Source organism: Paenibacillus sp. 01T422 (genome assembly GCF_056398785.1).
This window is the reverse complement of record NZ_JBFTQB010000495.1, coordinates 1-4,734: the sequence shown is the minus strand read 5'-3', so window position 1 is coordinate 4,734 and position 4,734 is coordinate 1. Positions and strand designations below refer to the sequence as shown.

The 4,734-nt window shown below is 49.2% G+C and carries 4 protein-coding genes; 2 read left to right on the top strand and 2 right to left on the bottom strand.

Going from position 1 to position 4,734, the window contains the following annotated elements; translation table 11 throughout:
- Positions 1-1,793: glycosyl hydrolase family 18 protein (locus tag AC1DUA_RS24130; RefSeq protein ID WP_477502184.1), on the top strand; the 1,793-nt coding region annotated here is incomplete at its 5' end.
- Between the two features lie 310 nt (positions 1,794-2,103).
- Here AC1DUA_RS24130 and AC1DUA_RS24125 read toward each other — a convergent pair.
- On the bottom strand, positions 2,104-2,319 hold the full coding sequence (locus AC1DUA_RS24125; RefSeq protein WP_477502183.1) for a double zinc ribbon domain-containing protein: 216 nt from the start codon (positions 2,317-2,319) through the stop codon (positions 2,104-2,106).
- Between the two features lie 164 nt (positions 2,320-2,483).
- Between AC1DUA_RS24125 and AC1DUA_RS24120 the strand changes: the two genes are divergently transcribed.
- Positions 2,484-2,642, top strand: a complete 159-nt coding sequence (locus AC1DUA_RS24120; protein WP_157324647.1) for a DUF1540 domain-containing protein — start codon at positions 2,484-2,486, stop codon at positions 2,640-2,642.
- 76 nt (positions 2,643-2,718) lie between these two features.
- On the opposite strand, the gene AC1DUA_RS24115 is transcribed toward AC1DUA_RS24120, so the two are convergent.
- On the bottom strand, positions 2,719-4,734 hold a 2,016-nt coding region (locus tag AC1DUA_RS24115), incomplete at its 5' end, for a thioredoxin domain-containing protein (RefSeq protein WP_477502182.1).

Here is a 4,734-nt window from a genome sequence, read left to right as displayed (position 1 = left end):
ATCAAGTGCTCATGGAATTTGCTGCTTATAAACAAGCCGAAGCTTTTGCCAAAGGCTTTTCCAATAGTTATGTGGAGGAGATTGGCACACGTAAGTGGCTGTGGAACAACTTCCCTCGTTATCAAGTTTATCAATTAGACGCTACGCTTCCTGAATGGCAATTCTCTACATTAGATGCTGCTATTGCCGAAGCGAAAAAATGGTCCAATGCCAGTGTTCGCGATCTAACATCTACGGGCTGGGTGTGGGACAACTACTCTCGTTATCAAGTCTATCAAAATGAAATGACCTTAGATTCGTGGAGATTTCAAACACTGAATGAGGCCATTGCCGAAGCGAAGAAATGGGGTAGTAGCCATATCATCGATTTAAACAGCCGAGGTTGGGTCTGGGACAACATTACTAGTGATGATAAAACATCGCTGCGCGCTGGAGAAGCCATATACAAGGTCTATCAAGGAACTTTTTCAGCGGATAACTGGGAGTTCGCTTCCTTGGAGGATGCGGTCAAAGAAGCCTTGAAATGGGGAAACTCGACCGTCATCAATAAAAACTCCAAAAAAACCGTATACAGTAATCTTAAATCTTATAAAGTATACCAAAATGAGGCCTTCCTTCAAGACTTCACTTCATTAGATTCAGCCGTTGACTATGCAAAACTATGGGGGCATGCCGCCATATTCATGGATGGTCACAAAATTTGGAACAACTTTGCTGCTTACCAAGTATTCCAGAACGCCTCTCTTATTGGCGAATACACGAACCTTCCCGATGCGCTTAACTATAGCGTTCAGTACAACAACAGCTCCATTCAAACACTTGAACACCGAATATTGTGGGATAATTTCAAGAAACTACAGGTGTGGGGTTGGAATGGGCAATCCGGTGGGGATGCCATTAAAGCCCAGGTCTCCAACACGATTGGGCTGGATGTTGATTCACCAAGCTATTTCGAGCTAGCCGATGCAGCGGGTAACCTCAAAGATAGCTCTAATCCCGAAACAGTAAAATGGCTGCAAAACAGCGGTTATACCGTGTACCCTCTTGTCAGCAATCAATTTAATGCCAGCTTAACTACGCAATTCCTTGCCGATAACACTGCCCAGGATAAATTCATCAAAGCTTTGGTCGATCGTTCCGTACAGCTTGATGTTCCTGGCATCAATGTCGACTTCGAAAGCCTTGCAGGGTCGGATCGCAATGCATTCACAGCTTTCATTTCCAAATTAACAACTTATGCGCACTCACGCGGCTTGGCTATTTCAATTGATCTTCCTCGCGGCAGCGTCAAATGGAATCATCTTTCCGCTTTTGATCATGAGAAGCTCGGCGGCATTGTGGATTACATCGTCATCATGGCCTACGACCAGTTCTATCGTGGAAGTACCTCCGCTGGTTCTGTTGCCGGACTTCCCTGGGCAGACGGCGGGATTCAAGAATTCCTGTCTTACGGCATTCCGCGGGACAAAATTATCCTTGGAATCCCTTACTATGTGCGGGAATGGAAACTAGACGCTGCTGGCGCCTTGCAGAGTAATCGGACTGTGCTAATGAAGGATATTCCAGCGTTACTAGCTTCCAAAACGATCAAACAAACATGGGATACAACTTACGGGCAATATCGCATGGAGTACCAAGAAGATGGCTTTACCTATGTATTCTGGTTAGAAGATACGGCAACCGTCAAGGCTCGCTTGGATGTGGCGAAAAAGTACGATATCGCTGGTGTCGCGGCTTGGCGGCTCGGCTACGATCCGTCGGACTTGTGGACGATGATTTTGCAGAATAAGTAATGAAAAACCGCCAGGGAAACTCGTCCTGGCGGTTCTTTTATGTTTCCTTTGGGTGCTAAGTTCCATTTGGTGAGAGTGCAATAATATAAGGGAAATACCGACCGCCCTACCTTTGCGGGAACTGGAGTCCTCTATTCGGAGGAAAACTGAGGTTTCCCTCGATAAGCGGATCTACAGGACGTTATTTGCCTCCACTGCACGGTTTTCGGCAGAATGCTGCAAAATAGCGGAACGTAGTTCCCCCAACACTCGGAAAATGTACTTTTCCAGGAAAATAGTGGACTATAGTTCCTCTGTGTATCGCTTAGGTTCACAGCAGATTCCATTCGTTAAAAATCGTTGCCGTTCCACAGTCCGCGCAAAACTTGGCATCCGCCTTATTCACCTTAGAGCAGCCTTTGTGGAGCAACGTTTTCTCCCGTGTACAACGGTTTTTGAGCGGCGCACCGCATTTAATACAGTACCTTTCCTCTTTCTCAGCAACATACTTACACCTGACACACTGCAGGAATTCCTTCTCAGCCATAACTTCACCTTCTTGAAAGTAGGGGTCTCTACTTCAAAGTATATGAAGGCAGTCAGATGAATGGTGAATCCTGATCCTCATACTTTTTTCCATTTTCATGCCCAGCCATGTATAAAAAATTGCCTTTTTACCCCACCCTATGAAGTAAAGGAGGTGAATAGACAATGGCAAAAGATGTACTTTGCGAAGTTAATTCCTGCAAAAACTGGGCAAATGGCAATAAATGCAACGCATCCTCGATTTATGTCGTGAGCCACCACGGCAGCAATCAGGCGCGCAATTCCGAAGAAACAGACTGCAAAACGTTTGAACCTAAGGTTTAGAACTAAGTATATGGAGGCCCTTTCGGGCCTCTTTTTTTCTTTCTATTGTTATTGTAACCAATAATGATAATTATTATCATCGGATGTTGGAAAGATTTTCGAGGTCTCCGAGATCCTGTGTCGGCGCTTGGCAGGCAAAGTTGTGACATACATAGGCCGTAGCGCGGTTTCCTAGCGGCATTTTGTCTTGCACAAGCGGGATAAACTTGCGCACTTCTTCACCCTCCGCTCCTGGAGGGTGAAGAATCAGCAGCGCATTCGGCAGAAACTGCCGCTGCACGGTGCGCAGCATCTGCTGCGTCTCTGGCTTCGCCGGGTCGCCGGCAATGACAATTTCGCTTGCTTCGCTATAAGCGAAATCGAGCGCCGCCAGCATCAGCGCATGGCCCGGCGGGTAAGACGCCACAGCTCCGGCGAATGCCATGAGCTGTTCATCTGCGGCCTGCGACAGCTTCGCGTCGTAGGTCAGCCTTGCCAGCCGCTGCATGTTCAGTGCGGCTGCGGCGTTGCCCGACGGCATCGCGCCGTCGTAGATCTCTTTGGGGCGGGTGAGCAGCTGCTCGGCATCGCTGCCGTAGAAGAAGAGCCCGCCCTTCTCTTCGTCTCCGAAGAGACGAAGCATCTCTGCGTTCAGCTGGACCGCTTCACGGAGATAGCGCAGCTCGAACGTGGTCTCGTACAGCTCGATCAGTCCCCAGACGAGGAACGCGTAGTCGTCCACGTAGCCTGGAAAAGCGGCCTCGCCGTCGCGGTAGCGGGCGAGCAAGCGCCCATCTTCGCGGCGCAGCTCGCGAAGCACGAAGTCCGCTGCTTTCGCTGCTGCCTCCGCGTAAGCAGGTTTGTCCAAGGCGCGAGCAGCCTTGGACAGCGCAGCTATCATCAGACCGTTCCACGCGGTCAGAATCTTATCGTCTTTGCCCGGGTGGATGCGCTTCTCGCGGTGCTCGAACAGCTTGGCGCGGGCTTCCTCCATCCGCTGCTTCAGCTGATCCAAAGGGATCTGCTTCCGCTTGGCAAATGAAACGAACGTCGTTTGGATCAGATTCGGAATGTTATGCCCCTCAAAATTCCCCGACTCCGTAATATCAAACAACTCGGAGAAAAGATCCCCMTCGTCGATGCCAAGCACAAGTTCTACCTCATCTGGTGTCCATACGTAGAACTTGCCCTCTTCGCCTTCGGAATCCGCATCTTCCGCCGAATAGAAGGCGCCTCCAACATCTGTCATTTCCCGAAGAACATAGGTGATGATCTGCTCCGCTACCTCAGCATATTTGGCTTTGCCAGTAACTTGATAAGCTTCTGTATAGGTCATCAGTAGAAGCGCATTATCATACAGCATCTTCTCGAAGTGCGGGACCAACCATTGGGAATCAACCGAATACCTTGAAAAACCAAATCCAATGTGATCGTACATGCCTCCTCGATGCATCGCATCTAGCGTCTTTTCAACCATTTCGAGGGATCGTTCATTGCCCGTTTTCTTATAGTACCTGAGTAGGAACGACAGATTGTGCGAGGTTGGGAATTTCGGTGCACTTCCGAATCCACCGAATTCAGGATCGTACGTGCTTTCATATAAACGGAACGCTTCGTGAAGCGTCTCTTCCGTCAATTCGCCGCCAGATTGATGCTCCAACAGCCGATTTGTTGTCTCTTGGATAATCTGCTCCCCGACTTCGCGAACGCGTTCGGCGTCTTCTCGCCACTTGCCAGCAAGTTGCGCGATCACTTCCACCATACCCGCACGATTATATTTTCGGCTGCGTGGAAAATACGTTCCCGCGAAGAATGGTTTCTTCTCCGGCGTCAGAAACACCGTGAGCGGCCACCCGCCTTGTCCCGTCATCGCTTGGCACACCGCCATATAGATGTTATCGATGTCTGGGCGTTCTTCACGATCTACTTTGATTGAGATGAAGTCTTTGTTCAGCATATCGGCTATGGTTTGGTCTTCGAAGGATTCGTGTGCCATCACGTGGCACCAATGGCAAGTTGAGTATCCAATAGATAGAAAAACAGGCTTGTTTTCCTGCTTCGCTTTTTCAAATGCCTCCTCACACCAAGGGAACCATTCGACGGGGTTATGAGC